This is a genomic window from Pseudomonas zhanjiangensis (assembly GCF_041027545.1).
In the GTDB taxonomy this organism is placed as follows: Bacteria; Pseudomonadota; Gammaproteobacteria; order Pseudomonadales; family Pseudomonadaceae; genus Aquipseudomonas; species Aquipseudomonas zhanjiangensis.
This window is the reverse complement of the sequence record NZ_JBFTEG010000005.1, coordinates 70,678-91,086: the sequence shown is the minus strand read 5'-3', so window position 1 is coordinate 91,086 and position 20,409 is coordinate 70,678. Positions and strand designations below refer to the sequence as shown.

Genomic DNA, 20,409 nt, shown 5'->3' with positions numbered 1-20,409 from the left:
CCTGCCGGATGCCCCCGGCGCGGCAAGGCGACGCTGCGACAAACTGACATACACTGGCTCGCCACCAGGCGACCACTCCACGCCATGAAACTGGCACCATAGGCGCATACAGCCTCGGGCTTGCCGTTTTATCCAGGAAAAACTATGAGCAACGTCGACCACGCCGAAATCGCCAAATTCGAAGCCCTAGCCCATCGCTGGTGGGATCGCGACAGTGAATTCAAGCCGCTGCACGACATCAACCCGCTGCGGGTCAACTGGATCGAGGAGCGTGTCGGCCTGGCCGGCAAGCGCGTGCTCGATGTGGGCTGCGGCGGCGGCATCCTCAGCGAGGCCATGGCCCAGCGCGGCGCGACCGTGACCGGCATCGACATGGGCGAGGCGCCCCTGGCCGTGGCCCAACTGCACCAGCTCGAATCCGGCGTATCGGTCGAGTACCGGCAGATCACCGCCGAAGCGCTGGCCGAGGAGATGCCCGAACAGTTCGACGTGGTCACCTGCCTGGAGATGCTCGAGCACGTGCCGGACCCGTCCTCGGTGATCCGCGCCTGCTACCGCCTAGTCAAGCCGGGCGGCCAGGTGTTCTTCTCGACCATCAACCGCAACCCCAAGGCCTACCTGTTCGCGGTCATAGGCGCCGAGTACCTGCTGCGCCTGCTGCCGCGCGGCACCCACGACTTCAAGAAGTTCATTCGCCCTTCCGAGCTGGGCGCCTGGAGCCGCGCGGCGGGCCTGCAGGTCAAGGACATCATCGGCCTGACCTACAACCCGCTGACCAAGCATTACAAATTGGCGGCGGACGTCGACGTCAACTACATGATCCAGACGCTCAAGGAGGCCTAGGGCGTGCCATTGATTATTTCCCTGCTGCGTTGCCGCCAGAAAACCGGCCAGGCTAGGCGCCGGCCGCAGGCAATGGTTGTTCCATTGCCAAGGACAGCAACAACGCATGGCCGATTTTCTGACGCAACCCATAGGGCCGGGTCTGTTTTGGCGCGATGCGGCGTTTCTCGCCGCTCATTTGGAATAGCCAAACTTCACGACTCGTGCCTTGCCTCGCGCCAAAACAGACTCCGGCGCAGCGAGGGAAATAGCCAATGACACGCCCAATGCGTTTGCGCGCAGTTCTGTTCGACATGGATGGCACCCTGCTCGACAGCGCGCCGGATTTTATCGCCATTTGCCAGGCGATGCGCGTCGAGCGCGGCCTGGCCCCCATCGATGACCAGCGGATTCGCGACCAGGTGTCCGGCGGCGCCCGCGCCATGGTCGCCACCAGCTTCGCCATGGACCCCGAGGACGCGCGGTTCGAGGCCCTGCGCCTGGAATTTCTCGAACGCTACCAGCACCACTGCGCCGTTCTGACCCGCCCTTTCGAGGGCATGATCGAGCTGCTCGCGGACATCGAGCTGGCCAAACTGCGCTGGGGCGTCGCCACCAACAAGCCGCTGCGCTTCGCCGAACCCATCATGCAGCAACTCGGCCTGGCCCAGCGCGCAGCCGTTCTGGTATGCCCCGACCATGTCAGGCGCAGCAAGCCCGACCCGGAAATGCTCCTGCTGGCCTGCGCCCAACTTGGCGTGCAGCCTGGCGAGACCCTGTTCATCGGCGACGACGCACGCGACATAGAGGCCGGCCAGGCGGCGGGTTGCAAGACGGTGGCGGTGACCTACGGCTATATCCACCCGGACGACAACCCGCGCCACTGGGGCGCAGACTCGGTGGTCGAACAACCGGCGCAACTGCGCGCCCTGCTCGACCGGGCGCTGTGCGGCTGCTGAGCCATAGCGGCCAGCGCCCGTCCATCGGCGCGGCGCCTCCCTGTCTAGACATACACTCATTTACTGTTGGCCGCGCCCCTTGCCAGTCCTATCCCCCGAGACGCGCCGCCCTGCCGAGGAGATCACCATGTTCGACTACAGCGCCCGCCCCGACCTGCTCAAGGATCGGATCATCCTGGTCACCGGCGCCGGCCGCGGCATCGGCGCCGCGGCGGCACAGACCTTTGCCGCCCACGGCGCCACCGTGCTGCTGCTGGGCAAGACCGAGGAACACCTGAGCCGGGTCTATGACGCCATCGAAGCCGCCGGCCACCCGCAACCGGCGGTGATTCCGTTCAACCTGGAAACCGCGCTGCCGCACCAGTACGACGAACTGGCCGCCATGATCGAACGCGAGTTCGGCCGGCTCGACGGCCTGCTGCACAATGCCGCGATCGTCGGCCCCCGCACGCCGCTGGAACAGCTCTCCGGCGACAACTTCATGCGCGTGATGCAGATCAACGTCAATGCCGCCTTCATGCTCACCAGCGCCCTGCTGCCGCTGCTCAAGCTCTCCAGCGACGCCTCGGTGATATTCACCTCCAGCAGTGTCGGTCGCAAGGGGCGTGCCTATTGGGGCGCCTATGCGGTCTCCAAGTTCGCCACCGAAGGCCTGATGCAGGTACTGGCCGACGAAGTGGACGGCGTCGCGCCGGTGCGCGCCAACAGCGTCAATCCGGGCGCCACCCGCACCGACATGCGGGCCCAGGCCTATCCGGGGGAGAACCCGGCGAACAACCCGCCAGCCGAAGCGATCATGCCGGTCTACCTGTACCTGATGGGCCCGGACAGCAGCGGCGTCAATGGCCAGGCCTTCGACGCCCAATGAGGCAGACCGCGCCGGCGGCAACGCCGGCTGGCAAGAAATTGGCGCTCATCGCGCGACCGGCAGGCAATTGCCGGTGCGCGCGACGGGAAAGCGGCAACTGATAGCCACATGCCATGCCAGATATCCAAATGAAACACGCAAGCCACTGATTTAAAGCGTCTTTTTCAATAATCCCAATTGCTGGCATGAATTTCGCTCTACCCCCTATATCGCCGCATAAAACGCGCCAGAGGTTGAGCACTCATGGTTACTCCCAGCCAGACCAACACCATCGATTTCGATACGGCCAAACTCCAGCGCCTGGGCTATTCCGGTAATCGCACGCAGTCGCTGCGGCCGATCAGCCTGGCCCAGCTGCGCCAGCAGCTCACCCTGCAGCTGCAAACCAGCCTGGAGGTGGAGCGCATCCTGCAACTGTTCTTCAGCACCGTGCAGCGCCTGGTGCCGCTTGACGCCCTGGCCTACCAGCATTCAGCCGGCGACCTGCGCCTGGAGTTCGGCGAGCGCGCCAGCCACAGCGCCGGCTACCGCCTGAGTCACGAAGGCGAATACCTCGGTGAACTGATCTTCCGCCGCAAGCTGCGCTTCAGCGACGAGGAACTGGCGCAACTGGAGTCGCTGCTCGCCAGCCTGCTGTTCCCCCTGCGCAACGCGCTGCTCTACCGCAGCGCGGTGCAGAAGGCCCTGCGCGACCCGCTGACCAACACCGGCAACCGCATTGCCATGGACCAGATCCTGCAGCGCGAGGTCGACCTGGCCCGCCGCAACCTGCAACCACTGTCGCTGCTGATGCTCGATCTGGATCATTTCAAGCGGATCAACGACCAGCACGGCCACAGCGTCGGCGATGAAGTGCTCAAGGCCGTCGCCACCAGCCTGAAGAGCCAGCTGCGCAACGTCGACATGGTGTTCCGCTACGGCGGCGAAGAATTCCTGGTGCTGCTCTCCGGCACCTGCCGCGAGGCCGCCGGCATCGTCGGCGAGCGTCTGCGCCAAGCCGTACTCGGCCTTCAGTGCCTGGCCCAAGGTCAGGCCATCGACCTGTCGATCAGCATCGGCTGCGCCACCCTGCTGCCCGGCGAGTCCGTCGAGAGCCTGCTGCGGCGCGCCGACAGCGCCCTCTATGTGGCCAAGCGCGATGGGCGCAATCGCCTGAGCATGGCCGGTTAGGCCAGCGCGCGGCGCAACTGCAGACAAAAAAAGGGACGCCTCGGCGTCCCTTTCTTGTACCGCTGACAACAAGCCAGCGAAGCCACGCTTACTGCGGCTTGCGCGGGCCGCGGCCGAAGCCTGGGCGCTGCCCGTCGCCGGCGGCAGGCGTGCGCCGCTTGCCTGGCGCACCCGCCGGCTTGCGTGCCGGCCGATCCGCCAGCTCGACGCCAGCGCGGCTCGGCTTGGCACCGCCAGGACGCTTCTTGCTCATGTCCTGCGGCCGCTCGGCGACCGGCGTCCCCTTGCCCTCGCCGCGCGTGCCACGCCCCGCGCGCCCCTGCTCGCCTTCCGCCGGGCCACCATGGGCCGGGCGCAAGGTGCGCGGCGAGCGCTCAGCGCGACCAACCGGCTTGGCCGACTTGCGCTGCAGACGATCGAGCTTGTCGCGGGTCTTTTCCTTCATGTCCGGCAGGGCCTTGGGCTTGAGGCCCACCTCTTCGCTGAGGATATCCACCTCGCGCTGGCCCATTTCACGCCAGCGGCCCATGGTCAGGTCGGAGGTCAGGAACACCGGACCAAAGCGCACGCGCTTCAGACGGCTGACCACCACCCCCTGGGACTCCCACAGGCGGCGCACCTCGCGGTTGCGACCCTCCATGACCACGCAGTGATACCAGTGGTTGAAGCCTTCGCCACCCGGCGCTTCCTTGATGTCGGTGAATTTCGCCGGTCCGTCCTCGAGCATGACCCCGGCCTTGAGCCGCTCGATCATCTCCTCGTCGACTTCGCCGCGTACGCGCACGGCGTACTCGCGGTCCATCTGGTAGGACGGGTGCATCAGGCGGTTGGCCAGTTCGCCATCGGTGGTGAACATCAGCAAGCCGGTGGTATTGATGTCGAGGCGACCGATATTGATCCAGCGCCCCTCTTTCGGCCGCGGCAGGCGGTCGAATACCGTCGGGCGCCCCTCGGGGTCGTCGCGGGTGCAAATCTCGCCGTCCGGCTTGTTGTAGATCAGCACGCGACGCACGCTTTCCGCGGCCTCTTCGCGCTTGACCAGGCGACCGTCGATGGCGATGGCGTCATGCAGGTCGACGCGTTGGCCGAGACTGGCCAGCGCACCATTGACCTTGACCCGGCCGCCGGCGATCCAGGCCTCGATCTCGCGGCGCGAGGCCAACCCCATGCGCGCCAGGACCTTCTGCAGCTTCTCGCCTGCTGGGCTGTATTCTTCGGATTCACTCATCTGGGCACCTCCCGGTGTTTCTCTAGTGATGGACGACAGTAGGCCGTCGAAGGGCGCGCATCATACGCCGTTCGCAACCAACAAGCACGGATTCAGGCTAGACGGCAGCCAGGCGCCGCGCTGGCTATTCGATGATCGGCATCTGGGCAGCAGCTAGCGGTCCAGTCGCAATGACTCGCCTGTGCGGCGCCGGCCTCAGTGGCGAGGCGGTTCATCCTGGTTCGCCAGCTCAGACAGCTCACTGGCCTCGGCATCATCCGCCATCTGCTCGGCCAGATCGGCGAAATCGGTTTTCAGCCCCTGCTCCATCGAGTCCAGCTCGGCCAGCAGGCTGCTGAAACTGGTCTGCTCGCGGGGCTCGGCCGCCGGCGGCTCGCCCAGCGCCAGATCGGCCCGCGCCTGCAGCCCCTCGGGCACCGCCGCCTCCTCGTCGAACGCCAGCGCCGGCTCGGGTTCCAGTTCGCGAAGGGCCGCCAGCGGTGGCAGCTCGTCGAGGTTCTGCAGGTTGAAATGGTCGAGAAACGCCTTGGTGGTGGCAAACATCGCCGGCCGTCCCGGCACATCGCGATAGCCGACCACGCGAATCCACTCGCGCTCCAGCAGGGTCTTGACGATATGGCTGTTCACCGCGACGCCACGCACGTCCTCGATCTCGCCACGGGTGATCGGCTGGCGATAGGCGATCAGCGCCAGGGTCTCCAGCATGGCCCGCGAATAGCGCTGCGGGCGTTCCTCCCACAGGCGTCCGACCCAGGGCGCAAAGCGCTCGCGCACCTGCAGGCGATAGCCGGAAGCCACCTCCTTGAGCTCGAAGGCGCGCCCCTCGCAGGACTGACGCAACAACTCCAATGCCGCCTTGAACACCGTCGACTCGGGCCGCTCGCGCTCCTCGAACAGCTCGAGCAGCCGCTCCAGCGACTGCGGCTTGCCCGAGGCCAGCAAGAAGGCTTCCAGCAGGCCGGCCAATTCACGGGGATCGTTGAGATTCATGCTCACTCCGCTCGCGCACGCACGTGGATAGGCCCATAGGCCTCATTCTGCACCAGCTCGACCAGGGACTCCTTGATCAGCTCGAGCACCGCCATAAAAGTCACCACCACGCCCAGGCGCCCCTCGTGCGCCGCGAACAGCTCGACGAAGGGGACGAACGCGCCGCCCTTGAGACGCTCCAGCACCTCGCTCATGCGCTCGCGGGTCGACAAGGCCTCACGCGTGACCTGATGGCTCTCGAACATATCGGCGCGGCGCAGCACCTCGGCCATCGACAGCAGCAGCTCTTCCAGGCTGACATCCGGCAACAGCCTGCGCGCTTTGGCCTGGGGCGCCTCCAGGCGCGGCACGCTGAGGTCACGGCCCACCCGCGGTAGCATATCGATGCCTTCGGCGGCGGCCTTGTAACGCTCGTATTCCTGCAAACGACGAATCAGCTCGGCACGCGGGTCGTCCTCTTCCTCCTGGGCCTCGCTGGAGCGCGGCAGGAGCATGCGCGACTTGATCTCGGCGAGCATGGCCGCCATGACCAGGTATTCGGCGGCCAGCTCCAGGCGCACCGACTGCATCAACTCGACATAACCCATGTACTGGCGGGTGATCTCCGCCACTGGAATGTCCAGCACGTCGATGTTCTGCTTGCGAATCAGATACAGCAGCAGATCCAGCGGCCCCTCGAAGGCTTCGAGAAACACCTCCAGGGCATCCGGCGGGATATACAGGTCCAACGGCAGTTCGGTCACCGCCTGACCGTAGACCAGGGCGAATGGCAGCTCCTGCTGGGCACCTGCCTGGCTGTCGGTGGGCTCATCGGTTGGCGGCGTCGGCATGGGACCTGCTCCAGGCAGTGCTCAGCGGTAGTTCAGGCCCAGGGCCAGACGGACTTCGCTCAGGGTTTCGCGGGCCTCGTCGCGGGCATGCTCGGCGCCCTCGGCAAGAATGTTGCGCACCAGGTCCGGGCTGTTCTGATAGTCGACCGCACGCAGCTGGATCGGCTGCAACTCCTTGCACACCGCGTCGATCAACGGTCCCTTGCATTCCAGGCAACCGATGCCCGCCTCGCGGCAGCCTTGCTGCACCCAGGCGCAGGTATCGGCACTGGAATAGACCTGATGCAGCGGCCAGACCGGACAGCGCTCCGGCTCGCCGGGATCGTTGCGGTGCACCCGCGCCGGGTCGGTCGGCATGCGCTTGATCTTCTCCTCGACCTCGCTGGAGCTGTCGCGCAGGAAGATCGCGTTGCCGTTGGACTTGGCCATCTTGCGCCCATCGAGCCCGGACAGCTTGGGCGCATCGCTGAGCAGCGCCTGCGGCTCGGGCAGGATCACCTTGCCGCCGCCCTCGAGGTAACCGAACAGGCGCTCCTTGTCGCCGAGGGTGATGCTTTGCTGATCCTTGAGCAATGCCCGGGCGGTTTCCAGCGCCTCGACGTCACCCTGTTCCTGGAACGCACGACGCAGGTTGTTGTAGAGGGTGGCGGTCTTCTTGCCCAACTTGACGATGGCCGCCTCGGCCTTCAACTCGAAGCCCGGCTCGCGGCCGTACATGTGGTTGAAACGCCGGGCGATATCGCGGCAGAACTCGATATGCGGCAACTGATCGACCCCCACCGGCACCACCCCGGCACGGTACAGCAGGATATCCGCCGCCTGCAGCAACGGATAACCGAGAAAGCCATAGGTCGACAGGTCCTTGCTCTGCTGAGGCTCCTGCCGCTCCTTGTAGGACGGCACCCGCTCCAGCCAGCCGAGCGGGCAGATCATCGACAACAGCAGGTGCAGTTCGGCGTGCTCGGGCACCTGCGACTGAATGAACAGGGTCGCCGAGCTGGGGCTGACCCCAGCCGCCAGCCAATCCACCGCCATGTCCATGACCAGCTGGGAGATACCGGAGACTTCGTCGTAATCGGTGGTCAGGGCATGCCAGTCGACGATGCAGAAGAAGCATTCGTACTCATGCTGCAGCCGTATCCAGTTCTTCAATACTCCGTGGTAGTGACCAATGTGCAGGCGCCCGCTGGGGCGCATGCCAGAGAGCACGCGGCGCTCAGAATCGACGAAGCTCAAACCGGTTTTCCTAAACAAGCCAACGAGGGGCGAAGTATAGCGGGCATCAAGCCCAGAGCGGGAAAAACGACCGCTGAACCAGCCGGCCGGTCGACTAGTCTATTGGGTAATGCCGACAGGCGTACTCTTCGTCCAGAGGTCCACGGCAGTAGACACATTCGTCCAGCCAGATTCGCCGCCGGCGAATCGTCAACTCAGGGGAGTTCGCCATGAAAGTCCCTAGCATCCGCTGCAAGCTGGTGATCACTGTGCTGGCCGCCAGCATGCTTGCCGCCACCAGCTTACCAAGCTACTCCGGCATGATCGGCACCCAAGAGGCTCTTGCCGAGCACGACCACTCGGCCGATCGCGACAAGCTCCAGGCGTTTCTTGACCGAGACGACGTCAGGGCACAGCTGCTGGCCATGGATGTGCCACCGGCCGCGGCCAAGGAGCGGGTCAATGCCCTGACCAGCAGCGAAGCGGCCAGCCTCGCCCAGCGCATCGACACGCTGCCCGCGGCCGGCGCGCTCAGCGGCAACGATTTTGTCATCATTTTGCTGGTGGCCATTCTCGTGGCATTGATTCTGTAACCGTCCGACCGACTCCCATGCCCCGGGCGAGGCCCCTCAGGCCTCGCCGAAAGGCTCGGGATCACCGCAGCCGACACGCATCACCCGGGGCTCATCCTCCGTCAGGTCGACCACGGTGGAGGCCTCCAACCCGCCGAAGCCGCCGTCGATGATCAGGTCGACCTGATGCTCGAGCAGCTGGCGCATCTCGTAGGGATCGCTCATCGGCAGCGTTTCACCCGGCAGGATCAGACTGACGCTCATCATCGGCTCGTCGAGCTCGGCCAACAGGTCGTGGGCAATCGGGTGATGCGGCACGCGCAGGCCGATGGTCCGCCGCTTGGGATGCAACAACATGCGCGGCACTTCGCGGGTGGCATTGAGGATGAAGGTATAGGGCCCGGGGGTATGGGTCTTCAACAGACGAAAGGCGCCGGTGTCGACCTTGGCGAACAGGCTCAACTGGGACAGGTCGCGACAGACCAGGGTGAAGTTGTGCTTGTCGTCCAGCTGCCGCAGGCGGCGAATCCGCTCCAGCGCGCCTTTATCGCCAATCCGGCAGCCGACGGCATAGGAGGAGTCGGTGGGGTAGATCACCACCCCACCCGCCCGAATGATCTCCACCGCCTGTTTGATCAGGCGCGGCTGCGGGTTCTCCGGGTGAACCTGGAAGAATTGACTCACGCTTAATCCCTGTTCAGATTGCAGTAGGCTGCTGGACATGCTGGAAACGCGTCCAAAGGGGCGACAGGTCTTCCGGTAGCGGGCGGTACATGCCCAATTCGGACCAGTCGCCGGGTGCATGGAAATCGCTGCCGGCGCTCGCCAGCAGACCGAACTCACGCGCGAGGATTGCCAGACCACCGACCTGCTCGGCCGGCTGCATGCCGTTGACCACCTCCAGGGCATGGCCACCGGCGGCAGCGAAATCGGCAATCAATTTGCGTCGCTTAGTACGAGTAAAGTCGTACTGCCACGGGTGCGCCAGGCTGATCCAGGCGCCGGCCTGCTGCAAACAGGCAATCGCCTGCTGCATGGCCGGCCAGTGCTGCTTGACGTCACCCAGCTTGCCCGAGCCCAGCCACTTGCGGAACGCCTCGGCGCGGTCCTTGACATGGCCGGCACGCACCAGAAACTCGGCGAAATGGGGCCGTGCCGGGGCATTGCCGCTGTCACCCAGTTCGCCCTGGATCGCTCGCGCGCCCTGCAGGGCACCGGGCATGCCCTTGGCCTCCAGGCGCCTGGCGATCTCCGCCGCTCGCAGCCAGCGACCCTCGTGCAGCTCGGCGATCGACTGGCACAAGGCCGGCGCCTCGCTGTCGAAGGCGTAGCCAAGCACGTGAATGGTCGCCCCCCCCCAGGTACAGGACAGCTCGATTCCGTTGACCAGCCGCATGTCCAGCGCCTGCGCCGTAGCCCGGGCCTCGTCCAGCCCGTCGAGCGTGTCGTGATCGGTCAGGGCCAATAGCCGCACGCCGCGCTCATGCGCGCGCGCCACCACCGCGGCGGGGGCAAGCGCACCATCGGAAGCGGTGCTATGGCAGTGCAGATCGACTTCCATCGGGGCAGTTTCTCAGTCATTCAGGTTTGCTATTATGCCGGCACACGCCGATTCATGCTGGCGTTACTCGCAGTTCGTTGAACTATTGGTACCCGGCCGACTGCCGAGACCGATTGCCCCGCGATCTGGAAAGTCGGCGCCGACTCAGCATTGCTCGACCTCACCTGCCTATCCCGCAGCGGCAACCCAGACCGCCTGCCGCCCATGTGTTTTAAGGACAGACATGCTCTACGCCATCATTGCCACCGACGTCGAAAACTCCCTGGACCAACGCCTCGCCGCGCGCCCGGCTCACCTCGCGCGCCTGGAGCAACTCAAGAGCGAGGGGCGCCTGGTCCTGGCCGGACCTCACCCGGCCATCGACAGTAGCGACCCAGGTCCGGCGGGGTTTTCCGGCAGTCTGATCGTCGCCGAGTTCGACTCCCTCAGCGCCGCCCAGACCTGGGCCGAGGCCGATCCCTACCGGGCTGCCGGCGTCTATGCCGCGGTGCAGGTCAAACCGTTCAAGCTGGTTCTGCCCTGACAGCCGCTACCAGGCCGTCTCCGCCCTGAGGAAATAGGAGCTCCGATGCGTCCAGTTCTGTTGCCGTGGCTGCTTGCCGCCACCTTGCTTCCCCTTCATCTGCACGCAGAACAGACCCCGGACCCGGGGGACGCGGCATTGCTCAGCGCCCATGCCCGGATCGACGAGCTGGAGCAACGCCTGGCCACCAGCGAGCAGCAGCGCGAGGAATTGGGCGCCGAGTTGCAGGCCAACGCCGCCATGTTGGCCAATAACGGCGAACGCGACAGCGCCCAGCTACAGCGTTTGCGCCAGGAAAACCGGCGCCTCAAGCTGCAGCTGCAGAAGACCCAGGCCGCGGTGCCCGCCCGGCTGATCAGCGAACAGCAACTCTGGTTCGTCATCGGCGTCGCCGCCACGCTGCTTGGCACCCTGCTCGGCGCCCTGCTGCGCGGCAACCGCCGCACCAGGCGCGAGTGGATCAACTGAGCCGGTCATGAGTGCCCTACTGCTTATCGATGACGACATCGAACTCTGCGAGTTGCTTGCCAGCTGGCTGAGCCAGGAAGGCTTCCAGGTCAACGCCTGCCATGATGGCATCAGTGCCCGCCGCGCCCTCGCCGAACAGGCGCCGGACGCCGTGGTGCTCGACGTCATGCTGCCCGACGGCAGCGGCCTGGAACTGCTCAAGCAGCTGCGCGGCGAGCACCCCGAACTGCCGGTGCTGATGCTTTCGGCACGGGGTGAACCGCTGGACCGGATTCTCGGCCTGGAACTGGGCGCCGACGATTACCTGGCCAAGCCCTGCGACCCCCGTGAGCTGACGGCCCGGCTGCGCGCCGTGCTGCGCCGCAGCCAGACGGCGGCGACCCCGAGCCAGTTGCAGCTGGGCGACCTGTGTTACAGCCAGGCTCGCGGTGTGGCCAGCATCGGCGACCACGAGGTGCCGCTCACCCTCTCGGAGGGCCGCGTGCTCGAGGCCCTGCTGCGCCAGCCCGGCGAGCCGGTCGACAAGCAGGAGCTGGCGCAACTGGCCCTGGGCCGCAAGCTGACGCTCTATGACCGCAGCCTGGACATGCACGTCAGCAACCTGCGCAAGAAACTCGGCCCGCATCCCGACGGCAGGCCGCGTATCGTCGCCCTGCGTGGCCGCGGCTATTACTACAGCGGCTGAGCGGCGGAAGCTCTTTACCCAAGCTTTACCCTGGCCTGACTGCCCTTGACCTTGCCTTCCCTAGACTGGGCTCATCCGGTAACTGACCGGTTCCCAGACAAGGAGAATCACCATGCGCAAATCCCTCACCGCCCTGCTGCTCGCCCTGACCCTGCCGACCCTGGCCATGGCCATGCCCGACGACGGCCCACGCCATGGCGGCTTCGATGGCCGGCATGGCCCGCGAATGTTCGAGGAGCTCGACCTGAGCCGGGAGCAGCAACGGGAAGTCCGCAAGCTGATGGGCGAGCAGATGAAGAGCCGCCACGAGATCACCCAGCGCTACCTCGACAAGCTCCCGGCCGCCGAGCAGAAGGCCCTGCAGGACGAACTGCAAGCCGCCCAGGACCAGCAGCACAGTGCCATCCGCGCCCTGCTCAAGCCCGAGCAGCAGAAGGCGTTCGACGAGCAGCTGAAGAAAATGCAAGAGCGCCGCGCCGAACGCCAAGCCTTCAAGGCCTGGCAGGCAGAGCAGGCGAAGAAAGCCCAATAAGGGGCCACCATTCGCGGCAACCACCCATCAGGCCCCGGCCTGATGGGTTTTGTCGTCAGTAAGGAGTTTCCGTGCGTTCATTGTTCTGGCGCATATTCGCCAGTTTCTGGCTGGCCATCGCCCTGGTCGCCGGACTGTCCATGCTGCTGGGCCGCGTCCTCAATCAGGATGCCTGGATCCTCAGCCAACATCCGGCCCTGCAAGGTGTGCCCGAGACCTGGACCGAGCTCTATGAGTCCCAGGGCGCCGAGGCCGCGCAGCAGTTTCTCGAGCAGCACAGGCGCGACTTTCGCATCGACGTCCAAGTGCTCGGCGACAACGGCCAGCCACTGGTCAAGGGCACCTTCCCGCGCCGGGCCGCCGCCTTCGAGGCGCGCCGGCCGAATGACCGGCGCCTGCCCTGGCGCCGCCTGACCACCGACTACAGCAGCCCGCAGACCGGCCAGACCTATCTGTTCATCTACCGCATCCCGCACCCCGAGCTGGCGGCCTGGCAGCGCGGCGGCCTGCTCTGGCCGCTGAGCGCGCTGACCATCGCCCTGGTCGTGTTGACCCTGTTCAGCCTGTTACTGACCCTGTCGATTACCCGTCCGCTGGACCGACTGCGCGGTGCCGTGCACGATCTTGGCCAGACTGCCTACCAGCAGAACAGCCTCGCCCGCCTGGCCAACCGGCGCGACGAACTGGGGGTCCTGGCCCGCGACTTCAATCGCATGGGCGCACGGCTGCAGGGCCTGATCGGCAGCCAGCGTCAGCTATTGCGCGACGTTTCCCACGAATTGCGCTCGCCCCTGGCTCGCCTGCGCGTGGCCCTGGCGCTGGCCGAGCGCGCCCCCCCTGACCAACGCGAGGATTTCTGGCCACGCCTGACCCGCGAGTGCGACCGGCTGGAAGCCCTGATCGGCGAGATTCTCGCCCTCGCCCGCCTGGATGCCGACCCCGGCGCCGCGCGTCCCGTCGACCTGGCGGCGCTGCTGCACAAACTGCAGGAAGAGGCGCTGATCGATGCACCGCAGCAACGAATCACCATCAGCGTGGAGCCGGGCGTGACACTGAAAGGCTGGCCGGACATGCTCGAGCGGGCACTGGATAACATGCTGCGCAATGCGCTGCGCTTCAACCCGGCCGGCCAGGTGATCGAACTGCGCGTCGAACGACAGGATCAGCAGCTGTGCCTGAGCGTGCGCGACCACGGCCCTGGCGTGCCGGCCGAATACCTGGCGCAACTGGGCGAACCCTTCTTTCGCGTACCGGGACAAACCGCCAGCGGCCATGGCCATGGCCTGGGCCTGGCCATCGCCCGCCGCGCCGCCGAACGGCACGGCGGCCGCCTGCTGCTGGACAACCACCCGCAGGGCGGCTTCATCGCCCGCCTGCTGCTGCCGCTCGCCACGCAACAGCTCGACAGTAACTGAGGCGCCCGATCAGGCCGGCCAGGCGCTGACGAAGTCCGCCACCTGCAGCGGCTGGGGCGTGCGCAGCTCACGCTCGGGCGTGCCCAGATAGAGGAAGGCGACGATCTGCTCGTCCGCGGCCAAGCCCAACCCTTGCGCCACCTGGGCGTCGTAGGCCAGCTCACCGGTGCGCCACACCGCCCCGACACCCTGGGCATGGGCGGCCAGCAGCATGGCGTGGGCGGCGCAGCCCGCGGCGATCACCTGCTCCTGCGCGGGAACCTTGAAATGCGCCTGTACCCGCGCGATCACCACCACCAGCAAGGGCGCACGCAGCGGCATGGCCCGCGCCTTGGCCAGTGCATCCTCGCCGACCTCATCACCTTGTGCCTTCAGGGCCTGGGCGAACAACTCGCCCAGCCGCTCGCGTCCGCTCCCCTCGATGGTGAGAAAACGCCACGGCCGCAGTTGCCCATGGTCCGGCGCACGCAGCGCCGCGCGAAACAACAGCTCGCGCTGCGCGGCATCCGGCGCCGGCTCGCGCAAACGCGGCACCGAAACACGACTGAGCAGAGCATCGACAGCATCCATTGGCCACCTCCCGAACAAAAGAAGCAGGGATTCTAGAGCCTCAGGCGTCTGCCTTGGAGAAAAACTGCCAGTCCCCGGGGCTCAGGCCACGCGTTCCGGCGAGATGCTCGGCTGCAGCGGCGGCGTCAATGGCGGCAACCCATAGGCCCGTCGCGCATCGTCACAACGCGGATTGTGCTCGCCGTTGGCCCAGGACGCCTCGAACTCGCGGCAGGGGCTGGAGCGCTGCTCGTACAGGGTACAACGAACCCCCTCGCCGACATCGCCGAGCAAGGCGACGCAGCGCGCCGGCTTGTGCTCCGTGCCGCGCATGGCGACCCGTTGCGGGGTGATCAGCACCACCTGCTCGTCCGGCACGCTGCCACCGGCCGATTGGCACTCACCCCAGAAGAAGGACACACGAAAATACGCACAGCAGGCGCCGCACGTTAGACACGGATTTGCGTTAGACATGATTTGAATGGACTCAGAAACCGGCAAGGGCCGGCACCTGGCGGCTATTCTATGCAGCGCCAGGCGCTTGTAAAGCGGCGGATAGAGGCGCCTGAGCGAAACCCGACAGTCGCCCCGTGGCGCCGCCTGCGGACCCAAACCAGGGCCCGGCTCGGGGCGCCACGTCGGCGCCTGGTACAAGGCGCCCCGGCTGGCCCCGGCGCCGGCCCGCGAACCTGCGCGCGAACTGAGTGAGCCCGGGGCGACGCCGGTTTACAGCGGCGCCCGCAGGCGTAAAATGGCGCCTTTTGTCGCCCTCTACCGAGCCTATTACATGGCCTTGCCGACGCTGCGCATCATCGGTTTCATTCTCGGCATCTTCCTGATCACCCTGGCCGTCAGCATGACCCTGCCCATGCTGACCCTGCTGATCTTCGAGCGCACCGACGACATCTCCGCCTTCCTCTGGTCGAGCCTGATCACCATCGCCGCCGGCCTCGCCCTGATCAGCTCGGGGCGCCCGGTCGACGCCCAGCTGCGTCCGCGCGACATGTACATGCTGACCACTGCCAGCTGGCTGGTGGTGTGTGTGTTCGCCGCGCTGCCGATGATGCTGATCCGCCATATCAGCTACACCGATGCCTTCTTCGAGACCATGAGCGGCATCACCACCACCGGTTCCACCGTGCTGACCGGCCTGGACAGCACCTCGCCGGGCCTGCTGATCTGGCGCTCGCTGCTGCAATGGCTGGGCGGCATCGGTTTTATCGGCATGGCCGTGGCGATCCTGCCGCTGCTGCGCGTGGGCGGCATGCGCCTGTTCCAGACCGAGTCGTCCGACTGGGGCGACAAGGTGATGCCGCGCTCCCACGTGGCGGCCAAGTACATAGTCGCGGTGTTCGTCGGCCTGACCCTGCTCGGCACCCTGGCCTTCTGGCTCTCCGGCATGAGCTGGTTCGACGCGATCAACCATGCGATGACCGCGATCTCCACCGGCGGCTACTCCACCTCGGACAGCTCCATGGCCCACTTTGGCGCGGCCACCCACTGGGTCGCGGTGGTACTGATGCTGCTGGGCGGCCTGCCCTTCACCCTGTATGTCGCGACCCTGCGCGGCCACCGCACGGCCCTGCTGCGCGACGAACAGGTACTCGGCTTCTTCGCGGTGCTGGCCGTCACCTGCCTGCTGGTCAGCCTGTGGCTCTGGCTGCATTCTTCGTTCAGTTTCGCCGATGCCGTGCGCACCACCATCTTCAACGTGGTATCGATCATCACCACCACCGGCTTTGCCCTGGGCGACTACAGCCAGTGGGGCGATTTCGCGGTGATGGTGTTCTTCTACCTGACCTTCGTCGGCGCCTGCTCCGGCTCGACCTCCGGGGGGCTGAAGATCTTCCGCTTCCAGGTGGCCTATACCCTACTGCGCAGCGGCCTCAAGCAGCTGGTGCACCCCCGCGCGGTGTTCAAGCAGAAGTACAACGGGCACAACCTGGACGAAGACATCGTCCGCTCGATCCTGACCTTTTCCTTTTTCTTCACCATCACCATCGCCCTGATTGCCCTGCTCCTGGCCCTGATTGGCCTGGACTGGACCACCGCCCTGACGGCGGCGGCGACGGCGGTGTGCAACGTCGGCCCCGGCCTGGGCCCGGTCATCGGCCCGGCCGGCAACTTCGCCAGCCTGCCGGATGCGGCCAAGTGGCTGCTGACCATTGGCATGCTGCTCGGCCGCCTGGAGATCCTCACCGTGCTGGTACTGGTCACGCCGGCGTTCTGGAGACACTGAGGCACCCCAATTGCGGCCAGCCCGGCAGCGTCCGGCCCGGCCACCCGATCGACGTCACTGCCAACGCCTTGCGGATACCCATTAGATGGCCCTGCCGACTCTACGAATTATCGCGTTCATCAACGGCATCTTCCTGATCACCCTGGCCGTGAGCATGGTCATTCCCATGTTCACCCTGCTGGTGTTCGAGCGCGCCCACGAACTCAACGCCTTTCTCTGGTCGAGCCTGATCACCTTTATCGCCGGCCTGGCGATGCTGATCCAAGGCCGTCCGGAGCAGACTCAGCTGCGGCCCCGTGACATGTACATGCTGACGGTATCGAGCTGGGTGCTGGTATGCACCTTCGCCTCCCTGCCCTTCATGTTCACCCAGCACATGAGCTACACCGACGCCTTCTTCGAAAGCATGTCCGGCATTACCGCCACCGGCGCCACCGTGCTCAGCGGCCTGGACAGCATGTCGCCGGGCATCCTGATCTGGCGCTCGCTGCTGCACTGGCTCGGTGGCATCGGCTTCATCGCCATGGCCGTGGCGATCCTGCCGATGCTGCGCATCGGTGGCATGCGCCTGTTCCAGACCGAGTCCTCCGACCGCTCGGAGAAGGTCATGCCGCGCTCGCACATGGTCGCCAAGTACATGATCGCCGCCTACGTGGGTCTCAGCCTGCTCGGGGTCCTGGCCTTCTGTGGCGCCGGCATGGGCCTGTTCGACGCGATCAACCACACCATGTCGGCAATCGCCACCGGCGGCTTCTCGACCTCCGACCGCTCGATCGGCAACTGGGCGCAACCGGCGGTGCACTGGGTCTCGGTGCTGGTGATGATCCTCGGCAGCCTGCCGTTCGTGCTCTATGTGTCGATCATGCGCGGCAACTACTGGGCCCTGTGGCGCGACCAACAGGTGCGCGGCTTTCTCGGCATCCTGGTCTCCACCTGGCTGGCGCTGGGCACCTGGTACAGCCTGACCACCGAGCTGCATTGGCTGGAGGCGGTGCGTCACGTGGCGGTCAACACCACCTCGATCATGACCACCACCGGCTTCGCCCTCGGCGACTACACCCTCTGGGGTGGCTTCGCCGGCATGCTGTTCTTCTACCTGGGCTTTATCGGTGGCTGCTCGGGCTCGACCGCCGGCGGTCTGAAGATCTTCCGCTTCCAGGTCGCCTATATCCTGCTCAAGGCCAACCTGCTGCAACTGGTGCACCCGCGCGCGGTGATCAAGCAGCAGTACAACCAGCACCGCCTGGACGACGAGATCGTTCGCTCGATCCTCACCTTCTCATTCTTCTTCACCATCACCATCGCCCTGCTCGCCCTGGCCCTGGCCCTGTGCGGGCTGGACTGGATCACCGCCCTGAGCGGCGCCGCCAGCACCGTCTCCGGGGTGGGACCGGGAATGGGCAGCATCATCGGCCCGGCCGGCAACTTTGCCCCCCTGCCGGATATCGCCAAGTGGCTGCTGACCGGCGGCATGCTGCTCGGCCGCCTGGAGATCCTCACCGTGCTGGTGTTGCTGATGCCCACCTTCTGGCGTCACTGAGGCCGCCGCTCGACGCGCCAGGGGGAGCGCCTGGCCCTAGAGTGCGGCGCGGTACTCGCCGGGGGTCATGCCGAACCAGCGGCGAAAGGCACGAAAGAAATTGCTCGGGTCGGCGAAGCCGAGCAGGTAGGAGACCTCCAGCAGGGTCAGGTTGGGCTGGGCGAGATACTGCTCGGCCAGTTCGCGACGGGTGTCGTCGAGCAGCTGCTGGTAGCTGGTGCCTTCCTCCTGCAGGCGCCGCTGCAGGGTGCGCTGCGACAGCAGCAGCGCCTGCGCCACGGTCTCGCGCTTGGGCTCGCCCTGGGGCAGCAGCCGGCACAGCACCTGCCGGGCCTGATGGGTCACCCGACTCTCGGAGAAGCGGGCCAGGTAGTCACCGGCGAAGCGGTCGTGCAACTGCGCCAGCGACTCGTTGGCGGTCGGCAGCGGCATCTCCATATCGGTTCGCTCGAACAGCAACGCGTAGTGCGCGGCGTTGAACTGCAACGGCGCCTGGAACACCTGGCGGAACGGCTCCGGGTCGGCCGGCGGCTCGCCTTGCAGGAGCACCCGCTGGGGCCTGATCGGCTTGCCGGTCAGCCAGCGGCAGAATGCCAGGGCATAGGCCAGCGAGGCCTCGGCGCTCTGCCGGGCCGGCGGCAGCCGATCGCCGTGGATGGCCAGGATCAGCTCGTAGCCATCGGCGGTCGGGCGAAAGCTCAGGTCGGCGCCCTCGGCGATGATCCGCTGATAGCGCACCAGTCGCGTCAAGCCCTCCCTCAGGGTGCGGCTGGACATCAACGCGTAGCCGACCACATGGAAGGACGCCGGACGCACCACCTTGGCCATGTTCAGACCGATTGCCGGATTGCCCGACAGCTGCACCGCGCGCTGCCACAGCCGGGTCATCGCGTCCTGGGCAAAACGCGCATCGGGGTCCTGCAGCGCGGCATAGTCCAGCCCCAGCTCAGGAAAGATCGCCTGGCAGTCGACGCCGCCCATTTCCAGCGCCTGGACGATCCCCAGGGCCCAACTCGATGAAGTGGTACGTTCGCTCATGATGTTTTTCTTGTTCGCGTCCGAAAGAAGCCGCGGCCCGAGACCTGGCGGCGAAGGTACTAAACTGGCACTCAATGTCACTGGCCCACCGCAAGACTCGGCATAGACTGCAAAAAAACCGCAGACGGCTCAATGGCCGACGCGGCCAGAGCAACAACCGCGATCAGCCGAGGCGCGCCATGACCACAACCCATTCCAAACGCTACAGCAGTTTCGCCGAGTTCTACCCCTACTACCTGCAGGAGCACAGCAACCCCACCTGCCGCCGCCTGCATTACGCGGGCAGCCTGCTGGTGCTGGGCATACTCGCCTATGCCCTGGCCAGCCAGCAATGGCTGTGGTTGCTCGCCCTGCCCCTGGCCGGCTACGGCTTCGCCTGGGTCGGTCACTTCGTCTTCGAGAAGAACCGCCCGGCCACCTTCCAGTATCCGCTGTACTCGTTCGTCGGCGACTGGGTGATGCTCAAGGACGCCTTTACCGGGCGTATCAAGTTCTGACAGGAGACAGCCGATGAATGCCCATGCCCGCTTCACCCACATGCAGGACGGCACGGCCGAGGACTGGGCCATCATCGCCCAGGACTTCAGCGCCTACGCCGCGCAACTGCCTGGGCGCATCCTCGATCACCTGCAGCTGCTCGACGGCGACTTCGGCGGCTTTCCGGTCGACCGCCTGACCCATTCGCTGCAAACCGCCAGCCGCGCCCATCGCGACGGGCGCGACGAGGAATACGTGATCTGCGCGCTGCTGCACGACATCGGCGACACCCTGGGCAGCTACAACCACCCGGACATCGCCGCGGCCATCCTCAAGCCGTTCGTCAGCACCGAAAATCACTGGATGATCGAGAAACACGGGATCTTTCAGGGCTATTACTTCTTCCACCACTTGGGCATGGACCGCCACCTGCGCGAGCAATTCAAGGAACACCCGCAGTACCAGGCAACCATCGAGTTCTGCGCACGCTACGACGCCGCGGCCTTCGACCCGGACTACGACAACCTGCCGCTGAGCTTCTTCGAGCCCATGCTGCGCCGTGTGTTCGCCCGGCCGAAGAACTCCCTCTACCAGGCGGCCATGCCGACCCAGCGCTGAGCGCCGGAATGCGCCGCTTGGCTGGCCTACCCGGCTTGGTTATGATCCCTGCTCTGTCGCAAGCCTGGCCCAGTGCTTGCAGACTACCCAAGCGCCCAGCAGAGGCGTCA

Annotated in this window: 23 protein-coding genes; 14 read left to right on the top strand and 9 right to left on the bottom strand. The window is 66.0% G+C overall.

What is annotated here, in order from left to right:
- The first annotated feature begins 144 nt into the window (after positions 1-144).
- The 4 genes from ubiG to AB5S05_RS08695 all read left to right on the top strand — a co-directional run bounded on the left by ubiG (position 145) and on the right by AB5S05_RS08695 (position 3,819).
- A complete protein-coding gene (gene ubiG, locus AB5S05_RS08710) occupies positions 145-843 on the top strand; it encodes a bifunctional 2-polyprenyl-6-hydroxyphenol methylase/3-demethylubiquinol 3-O-methyltransferase UbiG (RefSeq protein WP_369287109.1) in 699 nt (232 codons plus the stop codon).
- Between the two features lie 266 nt (positions 844-1,109).
- Complete coding sequence (gene mupP, locus AB5S05_RS08705; protein ID WP_369287108.1) at positions 1,110-1,781, top strand: N-acetylmuramic acid 6-phosphate phosphatase MupP; 672 nt, start codon at positions 1,110-1,112, stop codon at positions 1,779-1,781.
- A 127-nt stretch (positions 1,782-1,908) separates the two neighbouring features.
- Positions 1,909-2,649, top strand: coding sequence for a YciK family oxidoreductase (locus AB5S05_RS08700; protein WP_369287107.1), 741 nt, complete (start codon positions 1,909-1,911; stop codon positions 2,647-2,649).
- Positions 2,650-2,892: 243 nt separating this feature from the next.
- Complete coding sequence (locus AB5S05_RS08695; RefSeq protein WP_369287106.1) at positions 2,893-3,819, top strand: GGDEF domain-containing protein; 927 nt, start codon at positions 2,893-2,895, stop codon at positions 3,817-3,819.
- Positions 3,820-3,907: 88 nt separating this feature from the next.
- On the opposite strand, the gene rluB is transcribed toward AB5S05_RS08695, so the two are convergent.
- The 4 genes from rluB to AB5S05_RS08675 all read right to left on the bottom strand — a co-directional run bounded on the left by rluB (position 3,908) and on the right by AB5S05_RS08675 (position 8,103).
- Positions 3,908-5,047: a 23S rRNA pseudouridine(2605) synthase RluB gene (gene rluB, locus AB5S05_RS08690; protein ID WP_369287105.1), complete on the bottom strand. Its 1,140-nt coding sequence runs from the start codon at positions 5,045-5,047 to the stop codon at positions 3,908-3,910.
- 195 nt (positions 5,048-5,242) lie between these two features.
- On the bottom strand, positions 5,243-6,037 hold the full coding sequence (gene scpB / locus AB5S05_RS08685) for an SMC-Scp complex subunit ScpB (protein ID WP_369287104.1): 795 nt from the start codon (positions 6,035-6,037) through the stop codon (positions 5,243-5,245).
- A 2-nt stretch (positions 6,038-6,039) separates the two neighbouring features.
- Positions 6,040-6,867 (bottom strand): segregation and condensation protein A, encoded by an 828-nt coding sequence (locus tag AB5S05_RS08680; protein ID WP_500180040.1) that lies wholly within the window; start codon positions 6,865-6,867, stop codon positions 6,040-6,042.
- Between the two features lie 21 nt (positions 6,868-6,888).
- A complete protein-coding gene (locus AB5S05_RS08675; protein WP_369287103.1) occupies positions 6,889-8,103 on the bottom strand; it encodes a tryptophan--tRNA ligase in 1,215 nt (404 codons plus the stop codon).
- A gap of 209 nt (positions 8,104-8,312) precedes the next feature.
- On the opposite strand from AB5S05_RS08675, the gene AB5S05_RS08670 reads away from it, so the two are divergent.
- A complete protein-coding gene (locus AB5S05_RS08670; RefSeq protein ID WP_369287102.1) occupies positions 8,313-8,675 on the top strand; it encodes a PA2779 family protein in 363 nt (120 codons plus the stop codon).
- A gap of 36 nt (positions 8,676-8,711) precedes the next feature.
- Here AB5S05_RS08670 and AB5S05_RS08665 read toward each other — a convergent pair whose 3' ends face one another.
- Entirely contained in the window at positions 8,712-9,338 is a 627-nt protein-coding gene (locus tag AB5S05_RS08665) for an L-threonylcarbamoyladenylate synthase (protein WP_369287101.1), read from the bottom strand.
- Positions 9,339-9,351: 13 nt separating this feature from the next.
- On the bottom strand, positions 9,352-10,215 hold the full coding sequence (locus AB5S05_RS08660) for a PHP domain-containing protein (protein WP_369287100.1): 864 nt from the start codon (positions 10,213-10,215) through the stop codon (positions 9,352-9,354).
- Between the two features lie 223 nt (positions 10,216-10,438).
- Between AB5S05_RS08660 and AB5S05_RS08655 the strand changes: the two genes are divergently transcribed.
- The 5 genes from AB5S05_RS08655 to AB5S05_RS08635 all read left to right on the top strand — a co-directional run bounded on the left by AB5S05_RS08655 (position 10,439) and on the right by AB5S05_RS08635 (position 13,838).
- Positions 10,439-10,738, top strand: coding sequence for a YciI family protein (locus AB5S05_RS08655; protein ID WP_369287099.1), 300 nt, complete (start codon positions 10,439-10,441; stop codon positions 10,736-10,738).
- A gap of 45 nt (positions 10,739-10,783) precedes the next feature.
- A complete protein-coding gene (locus tag AB5S05_RS08650) occupies positions 10,784-11,206 on the top strand; it encodes an MreC domain-containing protein (RefSeq protein WP_369287098.1) in 423 nt (140 codons plus the stop codon).
- A 7-nt stretch (positions 11,207-11,213) separates the two neighbouring features.
- On the top strand, positions 11,214-11,891 hold the full coding sequence (locus AB5S05_RS08645) for a response regulator transcription factor (RefSeq protein ID WP_369287097.1): 678 nt from the start codon (positions 11,214-11,216) through the stop codon (positions 11,889-11,891).
- A gap of 112 nt (positions 11,892-12,003) precedes the next feature.
- Positions 12,004-12,423 (top strand): LTXXQ domain protein, encoded by a 420-nt coding sequence (locus tag AB5S05_RS08640; RefSeq protein WP_369287096.1) that lies wholly within the window; start codon positions 12,004-12,006, stop codon positions 12,421-12,423.
- A gap of 71 nt (positions 12,424-12,494) precedes the next feature.
- Positions 12,495-13,838, top strand: coding sequence for a sensor histidine kinase (locus AB5S05_RS08635; protein WP_369287095.1), 1,344 nt, complete (start codon positions 12,495-12,497; stop codon positions 13,836-13,838).
- Between the two features lie 9 nt (positions 13,839-13,847).
- Here AB5S05_RS08635 and AB5S05_RS08630 read toward each other — a convergent pair whose 3' ends face one another.
- Both AB5S05_RS08630 and AB5S05_RS08625 read right to left on the bottom strand, forming a co-directional pair.
- Positions 13,848-14,408 (bottom strand): NAD(P)H nitroreductase, encoded by a 561-nt coding sequence (locus tag AB5S05_RS08630; protein ID WP_369287094.1) that lies wholly within the window; start codon positions 14,406-14,408, stop codon positions 13,848-13,850.
- A gap of 81 nt (positions 14,409-14,489) precedes the next feature.
- Positions 14,490-14,861, bottom strand: a complete 372-nt coding sequence (locus AB5S05_RS08625; RefSeq protein WP_369287093.1) for a YkgJ family cysteine cluster protein — start codon at positions 14,859-14,861, stop codon at positions 14,490-14,492.
- 313 nt (positions 14,862-15,174) lie between these two features.
- Between AB5S05_RS08625 and AB5S05_RS08620 the strand changes: the two genes are divergently transcribed.
- Positions 15,175-16,626 (top strand): TrkH family potassium uptake protein, encoded by a 1,452-nt coding sequence (locus AB5S05_RS08620; RefSeq protein ID WP_369287092.1) that lies wholly within the window; start codon positions 15,175-15,177, stop codon positions 16,624-16,626.
- Between the two features lie 85 nt (positions 16,627-16,711).
- Positions 16,712-18,166 (top strand): TrkH family potassium uptake protein, encoded by a 1,455-nt coding sequence (locus AB5S05_RS08615; RefSeq protein ID WP_369287091.1) that lies wholly within the window; start codon positions 16,712-16,714, stop codon positions 18,164-18,166.
- Positions 18,167-18,202: 36 nt separating this feature from the next.
- Here the strand turns inward: AB5S05_RS08615 and AB5S05_RS08610 are convergent, their stop codons facing one another.
- Positions 18,203-19,204: an AraC family transcriptional regulator gene (locus AB5S05_RS08610; RefSeq protein WP_369287090.1), complete on the bottom strand. Its 1,002-nt coding sequence runs from the start codon at positions 19,202-19,204 to the stop codon at positions 18,203-18,205.
- Positions 19,205-19,383: 179 nt separating this feature from the next.
- Here AB5S05_RS08610 and AB5S05_RS08605 point away from each other — a divergent pair, with 179 nt between their 5' ends.
- Both AB5S05_RS08605 and AB5S05_RS08600 read left to right on the top strand, forming a co-directional pair.
- Positions 19,384-19,701, top strand: a complete 318-nt coding sequence (locus AB5S05_RS08605; RefSeq protein ID WP_369287089.1) for an Mpo1-like protein — start codon at positions 19,384-19,386, stop codon at positions 19,699-19,701.
- A gap of 13 nt (positions 19,702-19,714) precedes the next feature.
- Positions 19,715-20,299: an HD domain-containing protein gene (locus AB5S05_RS08600; RefSeq protein WP_369287088.1), complete on the top strand. Its 585-nt coding sequence runs from the start codon at positions 19,715-19,717 to the stop codon at positions 20,297-20,299.
- Positions 20,300-20,409: the final 110 nt, after the last annotated feature.